A 22,046-nucleotide genomic window follows, 5' to 3' on the forward strand; every position below is an offset into this window, starting at 1 on the left:
GGCGGCCGGGAACGATCCGCCGTATGACGATGACCCCCGCCGAAGGCGACAAGATCCTCTCCGCCCACTTCGCCCCCTGGGTGCTCGATCTCGGGCTGACCGTCGAGGAGGTGGGCGAGGACCGGGCCGTACTGCGTCTGCCCTGGTCCGAGCGGCTGGCCCGGGAGGGCGGCGGGCTGTCGGGGCAGGCGCTGATGGCGGCCGCGGACACGGCGACGGTGATCGCTGTGTCGGCCGCGCGGGGCGGATTCGTTCCGATGACGACGGTTCAGCAGTCCACGTCGTTCCAGCGGGCGGTGACGGGTTCGGATGTCCTGATCGAAGCGGTGCTGACGAAGCTGGGCCGGCGGATGGCCTTCGCCGACATCACGCTGAGCGATGCGGAGTCGGGCGCGCTGGCGGCCCGGGCGAGCACGGTCTACGCGATCCTGGCCTGACACGTTCGGCCACCGACCGGTGACGGTGCGTTCCGGGGGCGTAGCGGAATCCCGGCTTCAGGGAATCTGCACATTGAATGCTCAACCAAGTCACCGCCGTCGGCTTATCTGCACATCCGCGCGCCCCCTCGCACGCCTTTGGCGCGGAGTGCCGGATTCGCCACCCGGCGGGCAAGGGGTGGAACGGCGGTGAAGTCGTGCCGCATGTGAAGGAGTCGCCGACATGCCGTGCGCACACCTGCACGGTTGAGGCGGTTCCCGAGCCAAGTGCCCAGGTGAGAGCACTGGTTGATTGGAAGCGCGCCCGCCGTGCGTGCTTTGATCCATCGCACCGCAGGGAGTCCGGGCCTTGGGGAATCCGGGGCCCGGGTCCCTGCGGTCGCGGCCGTCCGTCTGTCCCCAGAGGGGGCCGCTCTCCCCCTTGTGAAATATCCATACGAAGGGAAGTTCCATCATGAACTCCACCCCCCAGGTTGAGACCGTCGAGATCTCGGACGCCGAGCTGGACAACGTTTCCGGCGGTCTGTCCGTGAACGCCCTGAACACCGTGACCGGTGCCGTCAACGGCCTCGCCCCGGTTTCCGGCCTGGTCGACACGGCCGTCGGCACCGTCGAGGGTGTCACCGGCCTGAACGTGGCCCCGGTTTCCGGCCTGGTCGCCGGTCTCTGATCGCACCTCGGTGTGTCACCGCTGGTCCCGGAGCCGTCCCTCGGCTCCGGGGCTCTCGGGTGCCCGAGGGCGGCCGCCGTCCGCGGCAGCGCCCTCTTGTGTCGTGACGATGTCTCTCCTCGGGTGAGGGAAGTTCCGTGCAGTTCCGCCAACAGGCCCTCGCCAAGCTCCAGTCGCCGGAGGAGCTGGACCTTCCGGTGCGGCTCGCCCGCCCGCAGGGCTGGCTCGCGCTCGGCGTCACCGTCGTCGTGATGGCGGCGGCCTCCGTCTGGGCGGTGACCGGCTCGGTCACCTCCACCGTGAGCGCGCAGGCCGTCCTCACCCACGGGCAGGGCAGCTACGTGCTGCAGAGCCCTGTCAGCGGCCAGGTGACGGGCGTCCTCGCCGAACAGGGCCAGCGCCTCCCGGCGAACGCCCCCGTCCTCAAGGTCCGCACCGCGCAGGGCACTTCGGTCGTCCGCACGGTCGCCGCGGGCCGCGTCACCACGCTCGCCGCCACCATCGGGCAGATCATCCGGACCGGCACCGACGTCGCCGCGGTCGAGAAGGTGGCGCACGCCTCCGACCCCCTGTACGCGACCGTGTACGTCCCCGCCGAGAACGCGGCGGCCATTCCCGCCCACGCCTCCGTCGACCTCACCGTCTCCTCGGTGCCGAGCGAGCGATACGGCGTGCTGCGCGGCCGGGTGAAGTCGGTGGACCGCACCGCGCAGTCCGCCCAGTCGATCTCCGCGTTCCTCGGCGACGCCCAGCTCGGCGAGCAGTTCACCCGCAAGGGGCGCCCGGTGGCCGTCCTGGTCGAACTGGACCGGTCGGGGACCGCCAGGAGCGGCTACCGCTGGTCCACCGCCGGCGGGCCGCCGTACCGGCTCGACTCGATGACCCTCGCCTCCGCCTCGGTCAGGCTGACCGACCAGCGGCCCGTCGATTGGCTGCTCCCGTGACCACCACGCAGGAAACCCGCGGCCGCAGACGTGCCGCCCCCGCCAAGCGGCCGGTCCCCAAGTCCCGTACCGGCACGGTCCGTACCCCGACCGTGCTCCAGATGGAGGCCGTCGAGTGCGGCGCCGCCTCCCTCGCCATGGTCCTCGGCCACTACGGCCGGCACGTCCCGCTGGAGGAGCTGCGCATCGCCTGCGGTGTCTCCCGGGACGGCTCGCGCGCCAGCAACCTGCTGAAGGCGGCCCGCGGTTACGGCCTGACCGCCAAGGGCATGCAGATGGACCTGGCCGCCCTCGCCGAGGTGCGCTCCCCGGCCATCCTCTTCTGGGAGTTCAACCACTACGTCGTCTACGACGGGATCGGCCGCCGCTTCGGCCGGCGCGGCGTCTTCGTCAACGACCCCGCCAAGGGCCGCCGTTTCGTGCCCCTGGAGGAGTTCGACGGCAGTTTCACCGGTGTCGTGCTGGTGCTGGAGCCCGGTGAGGGCTTCACCCGGGGCGGGCGCAGGCCCGGCGTCCTCGGCGCGATGCCGGCGCGGCTGCGCGGCACCGCGGGCACCCTGCCCGCCGCCGTCCTGGCCAGTCTGCTGCTCGTCGCCGTCGGCGCTGCCGTGCCCGCGCTCAGCCGCACCTACATCGACATGTTCCTCATCGGCGGCCAGACCTCGCTGCTGGGCGTGCTGTTCACCTCGATGGCCACCTGCGTGCTGTTGACCCTGGTGCTGACCTGGCTCCAGCAGGCCAACCTGCTGCACGGCCGGATCATCTCCTCCACGCTCTCCAGCGCCCGGTTCCTGCGCCATCTGCTGCGCCTGCCGGTGACGTTCTTCGCCCAGCGCTCCCCCGCCGACCTGGTGCAACGTCTCCAGTCCAACGACCAGGTGGCGGAGACCCTGGCCCGCGACCTCGCGGCGGCCGGTGTGGACGCGGTCGTGGTCGTGCTCTACGCCGTGCTGCTGTACACGTACGACCCGCAGCTGACCTTCGTCGGCATCGGCGTGGCCCTGCTGAACCTGGTGGCCATGCGGCTGGTCGTACGGCTGCGCGCGACCCGCACGGCGAAGCTGCGGGCGGACACGGCGCGGCTCACCAACACGTCGTACACCGGGCTGCAGCTGATCGAGACGATGAAGGCGACCGGCGGCGAGGACGGCTACTTCCGCAAGTGGGCCGGGCAGCACGCCACCACCCTGGAGGAGCAGCAGCGGCTCGGTGTGCCGAGCGCCTGGCTCGGGGTGGTCGCCCCGACCCTCGCCACCTTCAACAGCGCCCTGATCCTGTGGATCGGCGGCATGCGGGCCGTCGAGGGCCACATCTCGGTCGGTCTGCTGGTCGCCTTCCAGGCGCTGGTCGTCCGCTTCACCGCGCCGCTCACCCGGCTCAACGGCGTGGCGGGCCGCATCCAGGACTTCGCGGCCGACGTGGCCCGGCTCAAGGACGTCGAGAACTTCCAGGCCGACCCGCTCTACGACCGCCCCGGCACGGGCGACTCCACGCGCCGGCTGCACGGACACGTCGAGCTGGAGAACGTCACCTTCGGCTACAGCCCGCTGGACCAGCCGCTGCTGACCGGCTTCGACCTGACCGTCGGACCCGGCCGGCAGGTGGCCCTCGTCGGCGGCTCGGGCAGCGGCAAGTCCACGGTGTCCCGGCTGATCTCGGGCCTGTACGCGCCGTGGGACGGGGTGATCCGGATCGACGGCCGCCGGCTGGAGGACATCCCGCGCGGCGCGCTCGCCTCCTCCGTGTCCTTCGTCGACCAGGACGTGTTCCTCTTCGAGGGCTCGGTCCGCGACAACGTGGCCCTGTGGGACCCGTCGATCCCCGACGAGGCCGTGGTGGAGGCGCTGAAGGACGCGGCCCTGTACGACGTGGTGATGCGTCGGCCCGGCGGCATCCACAGCAGGGTCGAGCAGGACGGCCGGAACTTCTCCGGCGGCCAGCGCCAGCGCCTGGAGATCGCCCGGGCGCTGGTGCGCCGGCCCAGCATCCTCGTGCTGGACGAGGTGACCAGCGCCCTGGACGCGGAGACCGAGCTGATCGTGATGGACAACCTGCGCCGGCGCGGCTGCGCCTGCGTGGTGATCGCCCACCGGTTGAGCACGGTCCGCGACAGCGACGAGATCGTCGTGCTCCAGCACGGCACGGTCGTCGAACGCGGGCGGCACGAGGAACTGGTGGCACGCGGCGGCGCGTACGCGGCGCTGGTCAGGGAGCGTTGAGATGACGTCCGTTCAGGAGGGGTACGACGGCGACCTGGTGCTCGGTGCGCTCGGCGCGCTCGGCACCCGGTCGGACTGCGCGGGCCTGACCCGGGTGGACCTGGAGGGCCCTCAGGTGCTGTGGCTGGTCGCGGCCGGCGCCCTGGACCTGTTCGCGGTGGACGCGGCCGAGCAGGGCCACTGGCACCACCTGGGCCGGCTGGAGGCGGGCGCGCTGCTGCTCGGCCCGGTCGCCGGCCCCCAGCACACCCTGGTGGCGCGCCCGGTCCGCGACTGCGTCCTGCACCGCGTCAACCTGCGCGAGCTGTACCAGCCCGCGCACACCCAGACCTGGTCGTACGACGAGTACGGCAACCCGCAGTACGTCCCGCCGACGTCGAGCCCGCTCGAGTACGCGCTCGCCCTCGGCGTCGGCCGCGGCCTGTCCGTCCTGTTCCAGGCGCCCATGGCCGAGGAGCGGGCCGCGGCACCCGCCGACGACGACGTCTTCTGGATGCAGGTGCCGCCGGGCAGCGTGCAGTACGGCTCGCTGTACGGCGCGGAGGCCGCCGCCGATCTGCTGATGGACCCGGCGCTGTGGCAGAGCATGGTCGACCAGCAGTACCGGCTGCTGACCGCGCTGGACCGGTGGATCGAACAGCTGGAGCGCACCCACGAGACCCGTACGGCCGCCGGTATCAAGGCCGGTGAGGCGGTGCGGGCCCAGGCCGACCGGACCCTGCTGGCCTCCATCGGCAAACGCTCGGCCCGCCGGACGACGGCCGCCGACGCGGACGCCTCGTACGCGGCCTGCCGGCTGGTCGCCGAGGCGGCCGGAATCGAGCTGGCCGAGCCCGCGCAGAGCGGCACGGAGAGCGACCGCCTCGATCCGGTCGAACGGGTGGCGCTGGCCTCCCGGGTGCGCACCCGGGCGGTCCGTCTGGACGGGCGCTGGTGGCGGGAGAACGTGGGCCCGCTGGTCGGGCACCGGGCGCTGTCCGGGGCGCCGGTCGCGCTGCTGTGGCGGCGTGGCGGCTACGTGGCCGTACAGCCGGCGACGGGGCGTGAGACACCGATCGAGAAGGCCAACGCGGAGGAGTTCGAACCGCGCGCGGTGATGTTCTACCGGCCGCTGCCCGACAAGCGGCTCGGGCCGCTGGGGCTGCTGCGGTTCAGCCTGCGCGGCACTCGCGGGGACCTGCTTCACCTGCTGCTCGCCGGGCTGGTGACGGTGGCGATCGGCGCGCTGGTGCCGGTCGCCACGGGCAAGGTGCTCGGCGAGTACGTGCCACGGGCGCAGACCGGCCTGATCGTCCAGGTGTGCCTGGCGGTGATGGTCAGCGGACTGGTCGCGGCGGCGTTCACGCTGCTGGAGAACCTGTCCATCCTGCGGCTGGAGGGCCGTATCGAGGCGGCGCTCCAGCCGGCCGTCTGGGACCGGCTGCTCCGGCTGCCCACCCGGTTCTTCACCGAGCGTTCGACCGGTGAGCTGGCGAGCGCGGCGATGGGCATCAGCGCCGTCCGCCGGCTGCTGGCGGGGGTCGGCCCGGTGGTCGCGCAGTCGGTCACGATCGGCGCGATGAACCTCGGCCTGCTGTTCTGGTACAGCGTGCCGATGGCGATGGCGGCGATCGGCATGCTCGTCGTCATCGCGGCCGTGTTCCTCGGGCTCGGGCTGTGGCAGGTGCGCTGGCAGCGGCGGCTCGTGGTGCTCGGCAACAAGCTGAACAACCAGGCGTTCCAGACCCTGCGCGGGCTGCCGAAGCTGCGGGTGGCGGCGGCCGAGAACTACGCGTACGCGGCCTGGGCCCGGGAGTTCGCGCGCAGCCGGGAGCTCCAGCAGAAGGTCGGCCGGATCAAGAACCTCACCACGGTGCTGGGCGCGGTCTACCTGCCGGTGTGCACCCTGCTGATGTTCATGCTGCTGGCGGGTCCGGCCAGGGGCGCGATGTCGGCGGCGGACTTCCTGACCTTCAACACGTCGGTGACCATGGTGCTGACGGCGGTGACCCAGCTGACCGGGTCGTTCGTCTCGGCGGTGGCCGCGCTGCCGCTCTTCGAGGAGATCAGGCCGGTCCTGGACGCCACACCCGAGGTGCGCACGGCCAGCACCCGCCCCGGCCCGCTGTCGGGCGCGCTGGAGGCCCGCAGGCTGTCGTTCCGCTACGCCGACGACGGCCCGCTCGTCCTCGACGACGTGTCCTTCGCGGTCCGGCCGGGCGAGTTCGTGGCGATCGTCGGTCCGAGCGGCTGCGGCAAGTCCACCCTGCTGAGGCTGCTGATCGGCTTCGACAAGCCGGTCTCCGGAAGCGTCCTGTACGACGGTCAGGATCTCGCGGCCCTGGACCGGTCGGCGGTGCGTCGCCAGTGCGGAGTCGTCCTCCAGCACGCGCAGCCGTTCACCGGCTCCATCCTCGACGTCATCTGCGGCGCCGAGCCGTACACACCGGAGGAGGCGATGGCGGCCGCCGAGATGGCGGGGCTCGCGGAGGACATCAAGCGGATGCCGATGGGCCTGCACACGATCGTCGCGGGCAACGGCGCGATCTCCGGCGGGCAGCGCCAGCGGCTGATGATCGCCCAGGCCCTCGTCCGGCGCCCCCGGCTGCTCTTCTTCGACGAGGCCACCAGCGCCCTGGACAACGACACCCAGCGCATCGTCATCGACAGCACCCGCAAGCTGAACGCCACCCGTGTCGTCATCGCCCACCGGCTGTCCACGGTGCTGGACGCCGACCGGGTGATCGTGATGGAGGACGGCAAGGTGGTCCAGCACGGCAGCCCGGCCGAACTGCTCGCCGACACCGCCGGCCGCCTCCACGAACTGGTGCGCCGCCAGATGGCCTAGGCGGCCGCGTCCCGATCAGTCGGGGTCCTGCGCACCGGGTTCGTCCTCGTGGTGGGACGGCATCCAGTGGTGTTCGGTGAACCAGCGGCCGAACAGGGCGCCGCCGTAGATGACGAAGCCGACGCCGATGAGCCAGGACTCCACGACGAGCACGGTGCCGACGGCGCCGTAGCTGAGGGCGTTGGTGACGATGAGCGGGGTGAAGACGAGGTAGGAGAAGGCCCTCAGGCCCACCAGCCCGATGACGGTGGCGAACGCGCCCGGCAGCAGGGCCCGCCAGCGGACCTGGCCGCCGAGCAGGAAGCGCTGTCCCCACCAGAAGAACAGCACACCGCTCACCGCGGAGAGGGTGATCCGCTGCCCGCCGTGGAGCGTCGTCTTCGTCGCCACCTCCTGGTAGAGGTACGTGGTCAGCACCACCAGCCAGGTCGCCTGCCGCCACACCCGGTGCCAGGGGCCGGCGGCCAGCCCCCAGATCCGTTCGTAGGCGTTCTGCACACTGCCCCCGAAGGCCACGCCGAAGACGGCGAGCAGCACACCGCTCAGGACGCTGGTGGTGCCGATGACACTGCGCGGCGGGCTGATGACGTCGGTGATCACGCGCGCGGACCGTCCGGACAGCCCCATCCCGTCGGTCAGCCAGGACGCGAAGCCGCCCCGCCCGAGGGGGTCGGCCGCGGCGACCACGATCAGCAGCGGTGCCAGGGTCACCAGGGCCAGGGTGGCGAATCCCATGGCCCGGTGCATGAGTTCCAGCTCGCGACCGTGGTCGAACAGGGCGCCGACACGCAGCCACTCCCACGCGCGGTGCAGGCCGCGCCGCCACCGGTTCACGGCTCCTCCCGTGCTCGCCGCCCACACACGCTCTCCTGTGCCGATTCATCCACCCCGGCGCGTACCGGGCAACTCGCCGGGGGGCCGGAGGCACGGCGCCATGGTGCGCGGCCCCGGCCGCCCGATCCGGCGACACGACGGGCGCGTCCGCCGTTTGCGCGCCGCGTCACCGGAGAATCGGGACCCGTGCGCACTCCTGCCGAAGTGCCCGACACGGACCGGCACATGCCGGGCCGCGGGCGGCGAACACTCATCGTGACCGCGAGCATGGGGGCCGGGCACGACACCGTCGCCGCGGAACTCGCGCGCCGCGCCACGGCGTCGGGGCACGAGCCGCACGTGGTCGACCTGCTGGGACTGCTGCCGTACGGCCTCGGCACCGGGCTGCGCCGCTGCTACCAGGCCTCGGTACGGTACTTCCCCTGGGCGTACGCCGGTGTCTACGGCGCGTTCCTGCGCACCGGCACCGGTCCGCGCCCCAGTGGGGTGCCGCTGGCCCGGCTCGCCGCCGGCCGGCTGACCGCCCTGGTGGACCGGCTGGGCATCGACGTGGTGGTGTCCGTCTTCCACCTGGCCGCGCAGCTGACCGGCCATCTCCGGGAGCGGGGCGGGCTGCGGGTGCCGAGCGCGGTGTTCCTGCTCGACTTCGCCGTGCACCGGCAGTGGCTGCATCCCGGCAACGACCGGTACCTGTGCCTGACGGACCGGGCGGCGAGCGAGGTGCGCCGGGCGCTGGGCACGCCCGTCGTGACGACCGGGCCGGTGGTGGCGCCCGCGTTCCTCGCCCCGGCCCCCGGGGCGGCGCGGTGGCGGGAGCGCTTCGCCGGGCTCGCGCCGGGCCGGCCCGCCGTCCTGCTGTCGGCGGGTGCCTGGGGAGCGGCGTCCCGCCCGGCCGGCACCGCCCGGCTGCTTGCGGGTGCCGGCTATCTGCCCGTGGTGCTGTGCGGCCGCAACGAAAGGCTGCTCGCCCGGCTGACCGGGGTGCCCTCGGTGCTCGCCCTGGACTGGGTCGAGGACATGCCCGGACTGCTGGCCGCGTGTCACGCCCTGGTGGACAACGCCGCCGGCCAGACCGCCGTGCAGGCCCTCGCCTCGGGGCTGCCCGTGGTGGGGCACCGGCCGCTGCCCGGCCACGGGGCGGAGGGGGTACGGCGGATGGCGGAGCTGGGGCTGTCGGAGTACGCCGGTGACGGGCCCGCGCTGCTGACGGCGCTCGGCCGGCTCCCGGCGGGCGGCCCGGAACGCGCGGAACGCGCGGCACGGGGCCACGCGCTGTTCCGGCACGATCCGTTGGAGTACGTGGCCGGGTTGTGAGCCTGCCGGGGAACAGCGGGCCCGTCCGTACGGCACCGGGCGTGATCCGCGGCTCTTGGCGCACGCACGCCCGGGCCGGGGCCGGGGCCGGGGGGAGGGGCCAGGTCGGTGAGCGGGCCGCCCACCGTGAGGCCCGCCCTCCCACAACGCGCCGAGCACGCAGTGCCAGGGGCCGACTGCCTTCCCGGCGCGCCGGTGGAGGACCCTCAAGCCGCCGAGGACAGCGGGACCGGCCGTTCATCGCGGTCCCCCGGCTCTCACCCCTCGCCGACCGGGGACGCCACACCTGGCCTGGCCGGTGCCGGGCGCGGATGTGGTCGGCGAGCGGGCCGCCCACCGTGAGGCCCCGCCTCCCACAACGCGCCGAGCACGCAGTGCCAGGGGCCGACTGCCTTCCCGGCGCGCCGGTGGAGGACCCTCAGGCCGCCGAGGGACAGCGGGACCGGGCGTACAACGCCCCCTGGCGCTCACCCCTCGCCGACCGGGGACGGCACGTCCGGCCTGGCCAGTCCCGGGGAGTCGGCGTGATCGGCGAGTGGGCCCACCGTGAGGCCCGCCTCCCGGCAGCTCCGGACGATGGCGGGCAGGGCGCCGAGTGCGGAGTGCCAGCAGCCGGGGGCCGAGTGCCGGTCCGTGTCGTGCAGCAGGACGGTGCCGCCGCCACGCAGGTCCGCCGCGACCCGGGTCCGTACGGACGCCGCCGTGGCGTCGGCCGTCCAGTCCTCGCCCCAGGCGGACCACAGCACGGTCCGCAGTCCGGCCCGCCGGGCGGCCGCCCAGCGGCCCGAGGTGAGGATGCCGTACGGGGGGCGGTACCACTGCGGCCGCCGGCCGGTGACGTCCCGCACCGCCCGCACGGTCCGGGCGATCGCCGCCGAGTCCCGGCCGGGCGCGGGGCGCCAGGGGCGGTCGTGGCTCCAGCCGTGCACGGCGAGCTCGTGGCCGCGCGCCACCGTCTCCCGGGCCAGAGCCGGGTGGCGCACCAGATGCTCGCCGAGCACGAAGAACGTCGCCCGCGTCCCGAGGTCGTCCAGCGCGTCGAGGAAGCGCGGTGTCGACTCCGGGTCGGGGCCGTCGTCGAAGGTCAGCGCCACATGGTCGCCGCGGCCGGTCCCGCTGAGCCCGGGGAAGAACCGCAGCCGTACGCCGGGGAGCCAGGTGGCCGCCGGACCGATGTGCGCCGCGGCGACGCCCACCGGCAGCAGGGCCACCGCCGTCCGCCACGCGCGGCCGGACACGAGGGACATCGGACTGCCTCCTTCAGTCGATTCGACCGGTTCGGACGGCCCGGCCGGTGTCAGGGCCTGCGGGGTGCCGGCGCCCGCCGCCCGTTCCGGTCGGGCGGGTGGTCCGGTACGGACGTGTCAAAGTCCTGACCGGCCGACTGGGCATGGGCCAGGCCGATGCTGCCCGCACCGATCAGGACGACGCCGATCACCTCGGGGATCATCCTCAGCCCCAGGTGGATCGTCTCGGCGAACAGGACCCAGCCGAGCACGACGCTGGTCAGCGCGTCGCCGAGGGTGAGGGCGGGCTGGGAGGCCGTCAGCGATCCGGCGCTCAGCGCGCTCTGCAGCAGCAGGAAGGCGACGAGTCCGGCACCGGCGGTGGCGTACAGCGACCAGTGCGTGAACATGGCCTCCGGCCCGTGGGCGAGGCGGCCCACCGCCTCCTTCATCAGCGCCGCGGTGGTGGCGAAGGACACCGCGGAGGCGAGACCGAGGAGCGCCGCCCTGGCCGCGCCCCGGACCGGGCGGGAGACGGCGACCAGCACGACGACGGCTCCGAGCGCCCCGCAGCCGCCCAGCAGCCAGGCCTCCGGCGGCGCGGTCGGCCGGCCGGGTGACGGCGCCGCCGCGAGGAGGAACAGGGCGAGCCCGACGGCGAGGGCGGCGAAGGCCAGCCAGGTGCGGCCGTCCGGGCGGCGCCGGAAGACGAGACTGCCCACGGCCAGCGTGAACAGCAGCTCGGCGGCGAGCAGCGGCTGGACGAGGGACAGGCTGCCCGTGGCCAGCGCCCCGGCCTGGAGCAGGCTCGACAGCGCCAGCAGTCCCGCGCCGGCCAGCCAGGACGGGCGCCGCAGCAGATACAGCAGCCGGCGCCCGGCGGCCCTCGCACCGGTGCCCTCGTCGCCCTGCTCCACGGCGGCCCGGCGCTGGAGCACCGAGGCGGACGCGTTGGACAGGGCCGCGAGCAGGGCCAGCACCACCGTGAGGGCGATCATGTCCGCTCACCCGAAGCGCGCGGCGAGCCGCCGGTAGAGCCCGGGCGCGGCTCCCCGCACCAGGGCGGGCACGCGCAGCCAGCCGGGGACGTACACCTCGTCCTTGTCGTGCCGGACGGCGGCCCACACCGCGTCCGCCACGCGCGCGGGCGGCACCGGTCTCGGCCAGGGCCGCGTGTACGGGGTGCCCCGCCGGTCGAAGAAGGGGGTGTCGACCACACCGGGGACGACATGGCTGACGCGGACGCCGGTGCCGCGCAGTTCGTACCGCAGGGCGTCGGCGAAGGCGGCCAGGGCCGCCTTGGCGGCGGAGTAGACGGCTTCGCCGCGCACGCCGACGCTGCCGGCGAGGGACCCGACGAGCACGACGCGTCCGGATCCGGCCGCGACCATGTGGGGAAGCACGGCGCGCACCAGGTGCAGGTTGGCCAGCAGGTCGACGCCGACGACCTCGTCGATGCGCGCGGGCGGCATGGCGGTGAAGTCCCCGGCCCAGCCCACCCCGGCACCGGCGACGAGCAGGTCCAGCTCCCCCAGGTGGTCCAGGGCCAGCTCGATGAGCCGGCGGTCCGCGCCGGGCCGGGTCAGGTCGGCGGGCAGGGCCACGGCACCGGCCAGGGCGGCCACCTGCTCCAAACGGGTGACGTCGCGTCCGTTCAGCACCATCCGCCAGCCCCCCTCGGCGGCGAGCCGGCGGGCCACGGCCGCGCCGATGCCGGAGGAGGCGCCCGTCACCAGAGCGGTGCCGCCCCGGCCGGTCCGCCGCCCGGCGTGCGCGGCGGAATCCGTCCGGGGGGCGGAGGTCACGACCGGCCCGGCGCGATTCGAGGGGCTTGCGGGGGACGGGGCGTGGGACATGGTGACGACCTCATTGCGACGGTGTGCACGGGCTCGCGGACTCCGGGGCCGAACCCTCGCGGTGTATCCAGGGCGCCACAGACTGAAACACCGCGCACGGCGGGGCCCGGCGCCCTCTCCCGCGCGGGTCCCCGGTCGCCGGGCGGGGCCACGGGAGCGAGCATGAAAGCGAGAGCGGACCGGGGGCCGGTCTGCCGGTCCCCCGTCCGTTCACCGGGACCCTGGCGGGAGTGGCGGATGACGGACACCGACGTACTCATCGCGGGGGCGGGCCCGGCCGGTCTGACCGCCGCCCTGGAACTGCGCCGGCGGGGCGTCGGCTGCCGGCTGGTGGACCGGCTGCCCGCCCGGCTGCCGTACGCCAAGGCCGTCGGTGTCCAGCCGAGGACGTTCGAGCTGTGGGAGCGGATGGGCGTGGCCCGCGCCGCGCTCGATACCGCCCTGCCCATGCGCGGCCAGCTGGTCTACGTGAACGGTGTGCAGCAGGCGCGCGTCGAGCTGGAGCTGCCGCCGGAGGTGCCGTACGGCTTCGCGTGCCTGCCGCAGTACGAGACCGAGCGCATCCTGGAGGAGCGGCTGGCCTGCTTCGGCGGGCGCATCGAGCGCGGTACGGAACTGGTCTCCTTCACCCAGGACGCGGACGGCGTCACCAGCGGTCTGCGCACGGCCACCGGTGAGGAGCTGGAGATCCGCTCCCGCTTCGTCGTCGGGTGCGACGGCGCGCACAGCGTCGTGCGCAAGACGCTGGGGCTCTCCTTCGAGGGCGGCGCGCTGCCCGAGGAGTACATGCTCGCGGACGTCGAGCTGGACTGGGATCTGGCGCCCGGGTACGGCGTGCGGGCCATGCACGTTCCCCCCGGCGGCGAGGTGGACGACCTGCTGGTGTGCATCCCGCTGCCGGGCCGGTGCCGCTACCGGCTGTCCATGCGGGTCCCGCCCGAGCTGTCGCTGAGGGGCGGGGCGCGGGGGCAGGACGCGGTGGCCCACGGTCCGGAGTCCGGGCGGGCGCCGAGTCTGGAACACATCCAGGAGGTCGTCGACCGGCTGTCGCCCCGGCCGGCCACGGCCTCGGCGATGCGCTGGTCGTCGGTGTTCCGCGTCAGCCACCGCCTGGTGGACCGGTACGGCGAGGGACGGGTCTTCGTCGCCGGGGACGCGGCGCACATCCATCCGCCGACCGGCGCCCAGGGCATGAACACAGGGATCCAGGATGCCTGCAACCTCGCCTGGAAGCTGGCCCTCGCGGTGGCGGGCGACGCCGAGCCCAAGCTGCTGGAGAGCTACGACGCCGAACGCCGGCCGGTCGGCGAGGAGGTGGTGGGCCGCACGCTGAGACACGCGACGCGCCAGGGCGTGCAGAGCGACCCCGGCGATCCGGTGACGCTCATGCTGCGCGAGGCGCAGCTGCTGATCACCTACCAGGACAGCCCGGTCGTGGAGCCGGGTCCCGCGGCCGGGCGCGGCCCGGCCGCGGGTGACCGCGCGCCCGACTGCGGGGGCCTGCGTGATCCGATCGCGGCCTTCCCCCTCCGCCTGCACGAGGTGCTGGGCGGACACGACCACGTGCTGCTGCTCTACGCCGATTCCGGCAGCGGGACGCGGGACTGCGCGGCGCTCGCGGACGAGGCACGCCGTCTGTCGCACGGGCGGGTGGCCGTCTACTGCGTGCTGCCGGACGGGGTCGAACCGGGCTTCCTGCCGGTGCCGGTGCTGCGGGACGGCCGGGGCGAGTTCCGCGACCGGTACACGGCCGGCGGGCGCACCGCCTTCCTGGTACGCCCGGACGGCCATCTGGGCGCACGCATCTCACCGGCCGGTCCCGGCTCCCTGTCGTCGGCCCTGGCGAAGGTGTTCGCGAGCTGACCTGTTCGCGCAGCCGCTGGGGTGATCGCGAGGGCGGGCCGGCCGGCGGACGAATCAGTCCAGGCCCGGCACGGGCGCGCCGGAGGGCACACCGGCGCCGACATAGCCGTCGTAGAACTCCTTCCAGAGCGCGCTCGCCCCGGCGTGCGGGCCGTCGACGGCCGCACCGCCCGCCGCGGCGTCCAGGGCGGTCAGGCACACCTCCCAGCCGGCGCCGTTGCGGGCGGCGGTGTCCGCGGCACCGAGGACGTCGGTCAGGGTGAAGCGGGTGCGCCCGTCGTCCAGGGCCTCCAGGTCGAAGTGGAGTTCGTCGCCGCCCCACGCGAAGGACAGGTGCCGGGGCGGGTCGACGGCGAGGACCTGGCCGGTGGACTCGGGCGTGTTCGGGTCGCCGGTGAAGCGGACGGCGCCGCCGGGGCGCAGCTCCATCTCGGCCCGGGAGGGGAACCACAGGGCCAGTTCGGCGGGGTCGGCGACGTACCGCCAGACACGGTCCACGGGGTGGTCGTAGGTACGGCTGAAGCGGACGGCGGGGCGGCCGTCGTCCAGGGTCAGATAGGCGCCGGTGAGGTCGACGGACATGTGCTCGGGTCCTTCACGTCGGGGCCGGGTGTCGTCCGGCGTCTCGTCGGGGCGGCCGGCCCAGGGCGGGCGCCCCAGCGAAACGTTGCCGTTTCGTTCGGACTGGTCTAGGCTCCATGTGTACGAAACGGTTTCGTTTATGCGCCGTTCGTTCTCTTGCGTATCCGCATCCGGACGACTTCCCTGGAGTGGTTCCCCCATGTCCCAGAAGACCCTGGCCGAGTCCTCGCGATCGGGGGCACCGGCGACCGAACGGGGCGAGGCCTCGTCCCGGCGGTGGTGGATCCTCGCGGTCATCGCCATCGCGCAGCTGATGGTGGTCCTCGACGCCACGATCGTGAACATCGCCCTGCCGTCCGCCCAGAGCGACCTCGGCTTCTCCGACGGCAGCCGGCAGTGGATCGTCACCGCCTACGCGCTGGCGTTCGCCTCCCTGCTGCTGCTCGGCGGCCGGATCGCCGACCTGTTCGGGCGCAAGCCGGCCTTCCTCGTCGGGGTCGTCGGCTTCGCCCTGGCCTCCGCTCTCGGCGGTGCCGCGAACGGCTTCACCATGCTGGTCGTGGCCCGCGCCCTGCAGGGTGCCTTCGGCGCGCTCCTCGCGCCCGCCGCGCTGTCGCTGCTCAACACCACCTTCACCGACGCCCGGGAACGGGCCCGCGCGTTCAGTGTGTACGGCGCGATCGCGGGCGCCGGCGGTGCCGTCGGCCTGCTGCTCGGCGGTGTGCTCACCGACGCGCTCGACTGGCGCTGGACCCTGTACGTGAACGTGGCCATCGCGGTCGTCGCCTTCGCGGGCGGCTGGATCCTGCTGGGCAACCATCGCGACGCGGCGGACGCCAAGCTCGACGTGCCGGGCACCGTCCTGGTCGCCTCCGGTCTGTTCTCCCTGGTCTACGGCTTCTCCAACGCCGAGTCCCACGACTGGGGCTCCCCGCTGACCTGGGGCTTCCTGATCGCGGGCGGGCTGCTGCTGACCGCCTTCACCTGGTGGCAGACCCGGGCGGCGCACCCGCTGCTGCCGCTGCGCATCCTGCTGGACCGCGACCGCGCGGCCTCCTTCCTGGCCGTGCTGATCACCGGTGCGGGCATGTTCGGCGTGTTCCTCTTCCTGACCTACTACCTCCAGCTCAACCTCGGCTTCAGCCCCACGAAGACCGGTGTGGCGTTCCTCCCGATGGTCGGTGCCCTGATGGTGGCCGCGCAGCTCGGCACCACCGTCCTGGTGCCCCGTCTCGGCCCGAAGGCGGTCATCCCGCTGGGCTTCGCGATCGCCACGGCCGGCATGGCCTGGCTGGCCGGCATAGGCGTCGGCTCGCACTACCTGAGCGCGGTGCTGCCGCAGCTGGTCGTGATCGGTGTCGGTCTCGGCCTGGTCATGCCGCCGGCCATGCAGCTGGCCACCGGCGGGGTGGCGGCCGAGGACGCGGGTGTGGCCTCCGCGACCGTCAACGCCATGCAGCAGGTGGGCGGTTCCATCGGTACGGCCCTGCTGAACACCCTCGCCGCGAGCGCCGCCACCGACTACCTCGCCGGCCGGGACGCCACGAGCGAGCTGGTGCGGGCCCAGGCGACCATCGAGAGCTACACCACCGCCTTCTGGTGGTCCGCGGTCCTCTTCGGCGCGGGCGCCGTGATCGCCTTCCTGCTCTACCGGCGCGGCGTGCCGAAGCAGGACGCGAGCGCGGCACCGGTCGTCCACATGTGACCGCCGCCGAATCGCACCCCCGAGGGGCCGCCGTCTTCAGGGAGACGGCGGCCCCTCGCCCTGTCCGGGCGGTGAGGCGGCTTCCGGCGGAGGAGGGTTCCTCCGGGCGACAGCACCTCGAGAAGGAAAATTGAACAGGGACCGACGCAGCCCTCGGCCGACCGCCCAGGCGGCCCGGCGTGACGGCCTAGGGCCGGCAGGCCCGCATGGCCTCAGGGCGCTCCACGGCAGGACGGCCGACGGCGCCCCGATGGCCGTGCCGCACCCCCCGCGGGACGCTTGAGGCGGCGGGTGCGGGTAACTCGCGGTGGATCAAGACCGTACCGAATCGAGGAGGCGCCATGCCCGGCGGGAACGACCACGAGGAGCGGCCCGAGACGGCCCTGGAGGAAGTGCTCCGGGAGGTCGAGGAGGCCGAGAAGCGCGACGAGGGCGGGTCCCGCTCGGGCGAGGCCGGGGACGCCACCAGCCCGAACGTCGGCGCGCAGGAGCAGGCGGAGGAGGACTGAGGCGGCCGGCCGGCCGGCGCGACCGCTCCCGGCCGCGCTCCTCCTCCAGGGGCTCGACGGACAGGTCCGCGGCCCGTACGACGTCGACGGCGACGCCGTCCTTCGCCGGCCGCTCGGTGACGGCCCGGGCCGGCGCGTCGGTGTTCGACGGCTCCGGTGATTCCTTCGGCGTGCAATTGATCACTAGTGCTTTCCTGCTGCCCGGGTACCCGGGCCGCATGAGCCACCATCTGCGAGGACCTCAGCTGCCCCCGTCCAGAGGACCGCTGTCCGCCGCGGTCACCGGCTATCTCGGTGGCACCGGCCCCCTCCCCCGCCCGGCGGCCGCCGAGGAAGCGGACCCGTACGGCGACGACCTCCAGCTCGCCCTCTACCTCTGCTACGAGCTGCACTACCGCGGCTTCGCCGGCGTCGACCCGGAGCGCGAATGGGACCCGGAGCTGCTGCGCGTCCGCGGCGCGCTGGAACAGCGCTTCCTGTCCGCGCTGCGCGCCGACACCCCGGTGCACGACAGCCTCGACGAGGCGCTCGGCGCGCTCCTGGTCGAACCCGTCGACGGCACGGGCGTCAGCCACTTCCTGCGTGACGAGGGCGAGCTGTGGCACCTGCGCGAGTACGCGGCCCTGCGTTCGCTCTACCACCTGAAGGAGGCCGACCCGCACGCCTGGGTGCTGCCGCGGCTGTGGGGCCGGGCGAAGGCGGCGATGGCGGCGGTGGAGTTCGACGAGTTCGGCGGCGGCCGGGCCGAGCGGGTCCACGCCCGCCTGTTCGCCGACCTGATGACGGACCTGGGCCTGGACACGGCCTACGGGCGCCACCTGGAGGCGGCGCCGGCCCAGATGCTGGCCGTCGTCAACCTGATGTCCCTGTTCGGGCTCCACCGGGCGCTGCGCGGGGCGCTGGTGGGGCACTTCGCCGAGGTGGAGATCACCTCCTCACCGGGGTCCCGCCGGCTCGCCGAGGCGATGCGCCGCACCGGCGCCGGTCCCGCCGCGGAGTTCTTCTACGACGAGCACGTGGAGGCGGACGCGGTGCACGAGCAGGTGGTGCGCCGCGACGTGATCGGCGGACTGCTCGAGGAGGAGCCCGAGCTGGCGGGTGACATCGCCTTCGGGATCGACGCGACCGAGTACCTCGAGGACCGGCTGGCCCGGCGGCTGCTGTCCGACTGGCGGGCGGGGCGCTCGTCCCTGCGAACGGCCTTGAGCAGCGAAATGGCCCATACATCCTGAATGTCAGGGTACCCGCGCGAGGTGATCGCTTTGTTGCTTCCGGGCGTGTACGCCCCTCAGGACGATACGGAGCTGTTGGCCGAGGCCCTCCGCGAGGAGAGTCCGCCGCCCGGCGCCCGGGTGCTCGACGTCGGCACCGGCAGCGGGGCGCTGGCGCTGGAGGCCGCCCGCCGGGGCGCCGAGGTGACCGCTGTGGACGTCTCCCGGCGCGCGGTGTGGACGGCGCGGCTCAACGCCTGGCTGAGGCGGCTGCCGGTACGCATCCACCGCGGCAATCTCTTCGGCCCGGTCGGGGACCGGACCTACGACCTCATTCTCGCGAACCCGCCCTATGTGCCGGCGCCCGACGCCGGGCGCGGCCCGAGCGGCCGCTCCCGGGCGTGGGACGGGGGCCGGGACGGGCGGCTGGTGCTGGACCGGATATGCCGGGACGCCCCCGCGCTGCTGCGCGTCGGAGGCGTCCTGCTGATCGTGCACTCCGCGCTGAGCGATCCGGACCGCACCGTGGAGCAGTTGCGGGCGGCGGGTCTCAAGGCCGCGGTGGTCCGGCGCCGCTGGATCGCGTTCGGCCCCGTGCTGCGCTCCCGGGAGGAGTGGCTGCGCCGGAACGGGCTGCTCGGGGCGTCCGACGACAGGGAGGAACTGGTGGTCATCCGTGCCGAACGAGTCAGCTGACGACCGCGCCCGCCGGATCACCATGCCGCGGCGCGGGCCGCTGCTGGTCGAGGGACCGGTGGAGATCGAACTGGAGGACGGCACCACGGTGTCGTCGGACCGTTTCCGTGTCGCTCTGTGCACATGCCGGCGCAGTCGCAGGTTTCCGTGGTGTGACACGAGTCATCGCCGCAAGGCCTGAACGCCGTTGAAACCGTTGGTTTTTCGCCGCTCCCCAGGAGGCCCCCCACGGGCCTGCCCGGGGAGCGGCTGTGTGCCCGGAGACCGACGGATGGCCCCACTCCGCCCGTCGGCTCCGGCGCGAGATCGCAGGTTCCCCACTCCCGGGGCCGCACTCCCCAGTTACGGTCCTGATCCGGTGTGTCGGGGAACCGCGCGATCCCGGTCCTAGAACGCGAAGACGCTGCCGGTGGCCGCGTCCTTCACGCAGTTGTTGCCGAAGGTGCGCTCATAGGAGACGCGCTTGCCCTGCCAGACGCCCTGGACCGTGACGACCACGGGATCGTAGATCTTGGTGCAGAACGCGTCCGCGTCGCCCTTCAGGGCATCGAAGTCGCCGGCGGCGCCGCGCAGTTCGGCACAGGCCTGAGTCGCGGCGGGGTGCGTGCCGGAGGCGCCGGGGGCGCAGACGAGGGTGACGGCGCGCTCCGGGGTCGCCGTGGCCGCGTCGCTGCCGTGGCCGGTGGTGAGCACCAGGGCCGACGGGGCGTAGAGCGACGACGGGGCGGCGTCCGGTGCAGCGACGGCGGCCCAGGTCAGGGGTCCGCAAACGGCGGCGGCCGAGAGGCCGAGGGCCGCTGCCCAGCGCGCGGTGGTACGCATTGTGTGCTTCCTTCCGCTCGAACATCGGGGGTGCCGGCCCGGGTCCGGTCGGGCACCGGGCGGCGAGCGCCACTCTGCCGAGTCCACCGGCGAAACTCACATCGCACCCATGGGTTTCAGTAACCTTCGGTGTTCAATCAGTGGCGTGAAGTTACGGAATTCGAACGCGTCGACCGCGGAACTGAGCGGTTCTTGATCGGTGGAACCGGCCGGATGGCCGAAAAACACCTCTTCGTTAATCGGCCTGAAACATTCCGACTTTGCCCGCAGCGAACCCCTTCGTGACGCCTTGTGTTCATGAGACCGACGGCGTAAGCCTGATTACATGATTACGACAGAGCAGAGAGATGAGTTGCGCGGCTGGTTCGCCGGCCGGCTGCCAGACGATCTCTTCACGGAACTGGTCGAGGTGACCGCGGACCGCGAGGAGATCACCGTGACCGGGCGCGTCCCCGAACCGCGGCTCACCGACGACGCCCCGGCCGCCGAGCGGGACGCCGCCCTGAGGGCCCGGATCCAGGAGTTCCGGGAACGCACCCGCGGGGCCAGGATGGAGGTGGCCCGCGAGGCGGAGCACCTTTTCGGCCGCAAGGTGTCCTGGGGTGTGGTGTGCGGGACGGAACAGGCGCTGTTCACCCATGTGGCCGCGCCGGTGATGACCCGGCTGCGCCAGCCCGAGCGACAGGTGCTGGACACCCTCATCGCCGCAGGCGTCGCCCGCAGCCGCAGTGACGCCCTCGCCTGGTGCGTGCGCCTGGTCCGGCGGCACACCGACGACTGGCTGACCGAGCTGCGTGAATCCCTGGAACACGTCCAGCGGGTACGGGCGCAGGGCCCGGACACCGAGGAGGTGGCCGACTCCCCCGCCGACGACGGCGGGGACGGCGACGACGACGGATGATTCCGCCGCGCAGAGCGCCGCGCGTGCCCCGCAGGTCGGCTCGTTCCTGTCGCTGCCGGCCGCTCCTGTGACCGTCGTTCATGGGTGGGGCCCCTGCGCGCCGTCCCGCCCCGTCCGGGCGGCGCGGTCGCCGCCCGTGAGGGTGCCTGCCGACCTGCAGCTACCCGCCAGTATCGTCGGGCTGCACGCGTACTCAGCGACGAGAGGCGGGACGGCCGGATGGCGAAGCACTGGGCGGACTTCCAGTACGAGATCTATCTGAACGGCATGACGGGCTCCGTGCCCCGGCTGCCCACCGACCTGACCCGGCTGGAGGAGCTGGCCGAACACCGGCTCGGCCCCGGCCCGGTGGGCTACGTGGCGGGGTGTGCGGGCGACGGCGGCACCGCCCGCGCCAACCGGTCCGCCCTGGCCCGGCACCGGATCGTGCCGCGCATGCTGCGGGACGTACGGGAGCGGGACCTGTCGACGGAGGTGCTGGGGCGGCCTCTGCCCGCGCCGCTGGCCCTGGCCCCCGTCGGGGTGCTGTCGATCATGCACCCGGACGCGGAGTCCGCCGCCGCCCGGGCCGCCGCCGCACAGGGCGTGCCGTACATCCTGTCGTCGGCGTCCAGCACGCCCCTGGAGCAGGTCGCGGAGGCGATGGGGGACGCCGAGCGCTGGTTCCAGCTGTACTGGGGCAAGGACCGGGAGGTGACCCGCAGCTTCCTCGGCCGGGCGAAGGCGGCCGGGTTCTCGGTCCTGGTCGTCACGCTGGACACCCCGCTGCTGTCCTGGCGACCCCGCGACCTGGACCAGGCGTACCTGCCGTTCCTGCACGGGGTCGGGACCGCCAACTACTTCACCGACCCGGCCTTCCGGGCGGGGCTGGCCAAGCCGGTGCACGAGGATCCCAACGCGGCCGTGCTGCACTTCCTCGGCCTGTTCGGGGACCCGGGGCACACCTGGCCGGACCTGGCGTTCCTGCGGGAGCACTGGGACGGCCCGATCGTGCTGAAGGGCGTCCTGCACCCGGACGACGCACGGCTCGCCGCGGACGCGGGCATGGACGGCGTGGTGGTCTCCAACCACGGGGGGCGGCAGGTGGCCGGCTCGGTCGCGGCGGCCGACGCGCTGCCCCGGGTCGCGGACGCGGTCGGCGACCGGCTGACGGTGCTCTTCGACAGCGGGGTGCGCACCGGCGACGACGTGTTCAAGGCCCTGGCCCTCGGCGCCCGGGCGGTGCTGCTGGGCCGTCCCTACGTCTACGGGCTCGGACTGGACGGACAGGCCGGGGTCGAGCACGTCGTCCGGTGCCTGCTCGCCGAGCTGGACCTGACGCTCGCGCTGTCCGGGCACACCGGTCCGGGCACGGTCGGCGCCGATGATCTCGTCACGGACCCCGCCTGAGTCCGCCGTGTCCGGGGCCGGGGCTGCCGGCCCCGGACACG

20 protein-coding genes are annotated in these 22,046 nt (G+C 73.7%); 14 read left to right on the forward strand and 6 right to left on the reverse strand.

Going from position 1 to position 22,046, the window contains the following annotated elements:
- Positions 1-23 precede the first annotated feature (23 nt).
- The 5 genes from BLW57_RS05590 (at position 24) to BLW57_RS05610 (ending at position 7,097) form a co-directional block, all read left to right on the forward strand.
- A complete protein-coding gene (locus tag BLW57_RS05590) occupies positions 24-437 on the forward strand; it encodes a PaaI family thioesterase (protein WP_093472573.1) in 414 nt (137 codons plus the stop codon).
- Between the two features lie 454 nt (positions 438-891).
- Complete coding sequence (locus BLW57_RS05595; RefSeq protein WP_073890947.1) at positions 892-1,107, forward strand: hypothetical protein; 216 nt, start codon at positions 892-894, stop codon at positions 1,105-1,107.
- A 137-nt stretch (positions 1,108-1,244) separates the two neighbouring features.
- The gene (locus BLW57_RS05600) at positions 1,245-2,051 is read left to right on the forward strand and encodes an HlyD family efflux transporter periplasmic adaptor subunit (RefSeq protein ID WP_093472575.1); all 807 of its coding nucleotides are present in this window, start codon (positions 1,245-1,247) and stop codon (positions 2,049-2,051) included.
- Positions 2,048-4,270, forward strand: coding sequence for an NHLP family bacteriocin export ABC transporter peptidase/permease/ATPase subunit (locus tag BLW57_RS05605; protein ID WP_093472576.1), 2,223 nt, complete (start codon positions 2,048-2,050; stop codon positions 4,268-4,270). The genes BLW57_RS05600 and BLW57_RS05605 overlap by 4 nt, the downstream gene beginning before the upstream one ends.
- A gap of 1 nt (position 4,271) precedes the next feature.
- A complete protein-coding gene (locus tag BLW57_RS05610) occupies positions 4,272-7,097 on the forward strand; it encodes an NHLP bacteriocin export ABC transporter permease/ATPase subunit (protein ID WP_093472578.1) in 2,826 nt (941 codons plus the stop codon).
- 15 nt (positions 7,098-7,112) lie between these two features.
- Here the strand turns inward: BLW57_RS05610 and BLW57_RS05615 are convergent, their stop codons facing one another.
- Positions 7,113-7,931, reverse strand: coding sequence for a ribonuclease BN (locus BLW57_RS05615; protein ID WP_093472579.1), 819 nt, complete (start codon positions 7,929-7,931; stop codon positions 7,113-7,115).
- 267 nt (positions 7,932-8,198) lie between these two features.
- On the opposite strand from BLW57_RS05615, the gene BLW57_RS05620 reads away from it, so the two are divergent.
- Positions 8,199-9,245: an MGDG synthase family glycosyltransferase gene (locus tag BLW57_RS05620; RefSeq protein WP_093480548.1), complete on the forward strand. Its 1,047-nt coding sequence runs from the start codon at positions 8,199-8,201 to the stop codon at positions 9,243-9,245.
- 467 nt (positions 9,246-9,712) lie between these two features.
- Here the strand turns inward: BLW57_RS05620 and BLW57_RS05625 are convergent, their stop codons facing one another.
- Genes BLW57_RS05625 through BLW57_RS05635 form a run of 3 tightly spaced genes read right to left on the reverse strand, consistent with a single transcriptional unit; the run spans position 9,713 to position 12,327 of the window.
- A complete protein-coding gene (locus tag BLW57_RS05625) occupies positions 9,713-10,492 on the reverse strand; it encodes a polysaccharide deacetylase family protein (RefSeq protein WP_093472581.1) in 780 nt (259 codons plus the stop codon).
- Between the two features lie 50 nt (positions 10,493-10,542).
- Positions 10,543-11,469, reverse strand: coding sequence for a DMT family transporter (locus BLW57_RS05630; RefSeq protein WP_093472583.1), 927 nt, complete (start codon positions 11,467-11,469; stop codon positions 10,543-10,545).
- Positions 11,470-11,475: 6 nt separating this feature from the next.
- The gene (locus BLW57_RS05635) at positions 11,476-12,327 is read right to left on the reverse strand and encodes an SDR family NAD(P)-dependent oxidoreductase (RefSeq protein WP_093472584.1); all 852 of its coding nucleotides are present in this window, start codon (positions 12,325-12,327) and stop codon (positions 11,476-11,478) included.
- Between the two features lie 237 nt (positions 12,328-12,564).
- On the opposite strand from BLW57_RS05635, the gene BLW57_RS05640 reads away from it, so the two are divergent.
- The gene (locus tag BLW57_RS05640) at positions 12,565-14,190 is read left to right on the forward strand and encodes an FAD-dependent monooxygenase (protein ID WP_093472586.1); all 1,626 of its coding nucleotides are present in this window, start codon (positions 12,565-12,567) and stop codon (positions 14,188-14,190) included.
- Positions 14,191-14,244: 54 nt separating this feature from the next.
- Here BLW57_RS05640 and BLW57_RS05645 read toward each other — a convergent pair whose 3' ends face one another.
- Entirely contained in the window at positions 14,245-14,772 is a 528-nt protein-coding gene (locus BLW57_RS05645) for an SRPBCC family protein (protein WP_093472587.1), read from the reverse strand.
- A 199-nt stretch (positions 14,773-14,971) separates the two neighbouring features.
- Here BLW57_RS05645 and BLW57_RS05650 point away from each other — a divergent pair, with 199 nt between their 5' ends.
- From BLW57_RS05650 to BLW57_RS05665, 5 genes are all read left to right on the forward strand, one after another.
- The gene (locus BLW57_RS05650; RefSeq protein ID WP_093472589.1) at positions 14,972-16,477 is read left to right on the forward strand and encodes an MFS transporter; all 1,506 of its coding nucleotides are present in this window, start codon (positions 14,972-14,974) and stop codon (positions 16,475-16,477) included.
- Between the two features lie 341 nt (positions 16,478-16,818).
- Positions 16,819-16,986: a hypothetical protein gene (locus tag BLW57_RS41280; protein ID WP_176985476.1), complete on the forward strand. Its 168-nt coding sequence runs from the start codon at positions 16,819-16,821 to the stop codon at positions 16,984-16,986.
- A gap of 218 nt (positions 16,987-17,204) precedes the next feature.
- Positions 17,205-18,218, forward strand: coding sequence for an iron-containing redox enzyme family protein (locus tag BLW57_RS05655; RefSeq protein ID WP_093472590.1), 1,014 nt, complete (start codon positions 17,205-17,207; stop codon positions 18,216-18,218).
- Positions 18,219-18,893 (forward strand): HemK2/MTQ2 family protein methyltransferase, encoded by a 675-nt coding sequence (locus tag BLW57_RS05660; protein WP_093472592.1) that lies wholly within the window; start codon positions 18,219-18,221, stop codon positions 18,891-18,893. It begins immediately after the preceding gene.
- Positions 18,894-18,915: 22 nt separating this feature from the next.
- Positions 18,916-19,074: a CDGSH iron-sulfur domain-containing protein gene (locus tag BLW57_RS05665; RefSeq protein ID WP_371127846.1), complete on the forward strand. Its 159-nt coding sequence runs from the start codon at positions 18,916-18,918 to the stop codon at positions 19,072-19,074.
- Positions 19,075-19,280: 206 nt separating this feature from the next.
- Here BLW57_RS05665 and BLW57_RS05670 read toward each other — a convergent pair whose 3' ends face one another.
- A complete protein-coding gene (locus BLW57_RS05670; RefSeq protein WP_093472593.1) occupies positions 19,281-19,715 on the reverse strand; it encodes a subtilase-type protease inhibitor in 435 nt (144 codons plus the stop codon).
- Between the two features lie 325 nt (positions 19,716-20,040).
- Here BLW57_RS05670 and BLW57_RS05675 point away from each other — a divergent pair, with 325 nt between their 5' ends.
- Together BLW57_RS05675 and BLW57_RS05680 are read left to right on the forward strand one after the other, a co-directional pair.
- Positions 20,041-20,616, forward strand: coding sequence for a hypothetical protein (locus tag BLW57_RS05675; RefSeq protein ID WP_093472595.1), 576 nt, complete (start codon positions 20,041-20,043; stop codon positions 20,614-20,616).
- 219 nt (positions 20,617-20,835) lie between these two features.
- A complete protein-coding gene (locus tag BLW57_RS05680) occupies positions 20,836-22,005 on the forward strand; it encodes a lactate 2-monooxygenase (protein ID WP_093472596.1) in 1,170 nt (389 codons plus the stop codon).
- The last annotated feature ends 41 nt before the right edge of the window (positions 22,006-22,046 follow it).

Source organism: Streptomyces sp. 1222.5, assembly GCF_900105245.1.
GTDB classification, from domain to species: domain Bacteria; phylum Actinomycetota; class Actinomycetes; order Streptomycetales; family Streptomycetaceae; genus Streptomyces; species Streptomyces albidocamelliae.

Coding starts and splice junctions, on each gene's coding strand:
- BLW57_RS05590 (WP_093472573.1), top strand. CDS start 24: ATGACGATGACCCCCGCCGAAGGCGACAAGATCCTCTCCGCCCACTTC.
- BLW57_RS05595 (WP_073890947.1), top strand. CDS start 892: ATGAACTCCACCCCCCAGGTTGAGACCGTCGAGATCTCGGACGCCGAG.
- BLW57_RS05610 (WP_093472578.1), top strand. CDS start 4,272: ATGACGTCCGTTCAGGAGGGGTACGACGGCGACCTGGTGCTCGGTGCG.
- BLW57_RS05620 (WP_093480548.1), top strand. CDS start 8,199: ATGGGGGCCGGGCACGACACCGTCGCCGCGGAACTCGCGCGCCGCGCC.
- BLW57_RS05625 (WP_093472581.1), bottom strand. CDS start 10,492: ATGTCCCTCGTGTCCGGCCGCGCGTGGCGGACGGCGGTGGCCCTGCTG.
- BLW57_RS05630 (WP_093472583.1), bottom strand. CDS start 11,469: ATGATCGCCCTCACGGTGGTGCTGGCCCTGCTCGCGGCCCTGTCCAAC.
- BLW57_RS05635 (WP_093472584.1), bottom strand. CDS start 12,327: ATGTCCCACGCCCCGTCCCCCGCAAGCCCCTCGAATCGCGCCGGGCCG.
- BLW57_RS05640 (WP_093472586.1), top strand. CDS start 12,565: ATGACGGACACCGACGTACTCATCGCGGGGGCGGGCCCGGCCGGTCTG.
- BLW57_RS05645 (WP_093472587.1), bottom strand. CDS start 14,772: ATGTCCGTCGACCTCACCGGCGCCTATCTGACCCTGGACGACGGCCGC.
- BLW57_RS05650 (WP_093472589.1), top strand. CDS start 14,972: ATGTCCCAGAAGACCCTGGCCGAGTCCTCGCGATCGGGGGCACCGGCG.
- BLW57_RS41280 (WP_176985476.1), top strand. CDS start 16,819: ATGCCCGGCGGGAACGACCACGAGGAGCGGCCCGAGACGGCCCTGGAG.
- BLW57_RS05655 (WP_093472590.1), top strand. CDS start 17,205: ATGAGCCACCATCTGCGAGGACCTCAGCTGCCCCCGTCCAGAGGACCG.
- BLW57_RS05660 (WP_093472592.1), top strand. CDS start 18,219: ATGTCAGGGTACCCGCGCGAGGTGATCGCTTTGTTGCTTCCGGGCGTG.
- BLW57_RS05665 (WP_371127846.1), top strand. CDS start 18,916: ATGCCGCGGCGCGGGCCGCTGCTGGTCGAGGGACCGGTGGAGATCGAA.
- BLW57_RS05670 (WP_093472593.1), bottom strand. CDS start 19,715: ATGCGTACCACCGCGCGCTGGGCAGCGGCCCTCGGCCTCTCGGCCGCC.
- BLW57_RS05675 (WP_093472595.1), top strand. CDS start 20,041: ATGATTACGACAGAGCAGAGAGATGAGTTGCGCGGCTGGTTCGCCGGC.
- BLW57_RS05680 (WP_093472596.1), top strand. CDS start 20,836: ATGGCGAAGCACTGGGCGGACTTCCAGTACGAGATCTATCTGAACGGC.